The following is a 1,800-nucleotide window of genomic DNA, read 5'->3' on the forward strand; positions in this document are numbered from 1 at the left end:
AACGGCATTTTTTGTGTTCAATCTTTGGTCCCCGTCTTATATCAGCCGGTTATCGGGATCCTGAAATTCAACATTCTTAATTTATTGTCATTCCTTATACGGGCCATTCTTAGCTACTAAATAAAGTTCAATCCTCGGCCATATCTGTTATGTTTTACCGATTGTATAATTGTTTTATTTTACATGCTGCAGGAACTGCTGTAACCGTTCATTTTTCGGAGCAATAAGAATCTCATCGGGTGTACCGGCAACGGCTATTTTACCGTTTTCCATAAAAATAATGCGCGTTGCCACTTCTTTGGCAAAGGCAATCTCGTGTGTGACCAGTAGCATAGTAACACCTTCTTTTGCCAATTGTTTGATAACGTTCAGTACTTCACCGACTAATTCCGGGTCAAGTGCCGATGTAGGTTCGTCAAATAACAGAATAGAAGGGTTGACTGCAACGGCCCGGGCAATGGCGACACGTTGTTGCTGGCCTCCTGACAGCTTGGACGGATAAAAATCCCGCCATTCTTCGAGTCCGACTTTTTTTAACAGGGTCATGGCCCGGCTTTCAGCCTCTTTTTTTGCCATGCCGTGTACGATAATCAGGGCTTCCATGATGTTTTCAATAGCTGTTTTATTTTTGAATAAATTATAGTTTTGAAAAACCATGGAAGAATGTTTGCGTAACTCTCGTATATCTTTGGCTGTATAGCATTTTGCATCAACCCGGACATCATCGATTGTGATGATACCCGTCGTAGGTACAGTTAAATAATTGAGACAACGTAAGAATGTGGACTTGCCCGTTCCGGACGGACCTATAAAGGCGAGAATTTCACCTTTATAAATTTCCAAAGAAATATCGTCCAAAACGGTCGTATCCGTATCGAACTGTTTACTGAGATGTTCTATCTTTACTAACGGGGCCGAAGCATTCATTATTTTATCCCCAATCTTATTCTTTAATGATTAGCTTAGTCATGTCGCCGCCGAAGTATTTGACCGTAATTTTGGCAAGTGTGCCGTCTTCAAGCATTTTCTGTAATTCTGCATTAACTTCATCGCGTAATTTTGCGCCCTCTTCTGTCTTAGGGAAGAAGTAAGCAACGTTATTGGCCTTCAGCTTTTTATCCATAATGTCGAGTTTGTTGCCCGTTTTTTCCATAAATTGCTGTGCTGTGGAGACGGCACAGGCTTGAGCATCAATACGACCTAAGACAACATCCTGCATACCGGCGTTTGAGTCTTCATATGTTTTTACAGAGAAACCGTATTCTTTTGCCATATCCATAATAATAGTCTGACTGGCTTGGCCGTTGGTAATGCCGATTGTTTTACCGGATAAGTCTTTAAACGTCTTGAGCGGACTGCCTTCTTTGACTACAATAGCCTGTGCATCACCATAATAGGGAATGGAGGCATAGTATTTATCCGTGCGTTCTTTCTTTACGGCAAAGCAGTTGGCTGCCAGATCGGCACGTTTTGTGTCAAGTTCGCCGAAAATAGAATCGAAAGGTACGCGTTTTAACTGTATTTTCCAGCCTTTACGAGCAGAAATCTCTTTCCAGATATCACCGTCAACGCCGGTCCAGTTGCCCTTATCGTCAACTATTGTATACGGTACATTTGTGCCGGTTGTTGCGATAATAACCGTTTTTTCTTCTACTGTGTCTGGGGAACCGCAACCTGTAAGTACGAAAACGGTGCAGACAAGGGATAAAATAAAGGCAAGAATTTTTTTGTTCATGAGCTTCTCCTTTTGTATAATATCTGTTTAATATGCTTCGGAACACTTTTGAGCGATATATTTAT

Annotated in this window: 2 protein-coding genes; both read right to left on the reverse strand. The window is 41.6% G+C overall.

From position 1 onward, the window contains the following. Positions 1-174: 174 nt before the first annotated feature. Complete coding sequence (locus tag HMPREF0080_RS06445) at positions 175-927, reverse strand: amino acid ABC transporter ATP-binding protein (protein WP_006790543.1); 753 nt, start codon at positions 925-927, stop codon at positions 175-177. Positions 928-943: 16 nt separating this feature from the next. Further along, positions 944-1,735, reverse strand: a complete 792-nt coding sequence (locus tag HMPREF0080_RS06450) for a transporter substrate-binding domain-containing protein (RefSeq protein WP_006790544.1) — start codon at positions 1,733-1,735, stop codon at positions 944-946. Positions 1,736-1,800: the final 65 nt, after the last annotated feature.

The sequence above is a fragment of the Megasphaera geminata F0357 genome, from assembly GCF_000239275.1.
In the GTDB taxonomy this organism is placed as follows: Bacteria; Bacillota; Negativicutes; order Veillonellales; family Megasphaeraceae; genus Megasphaera; species Megasphaera geminata.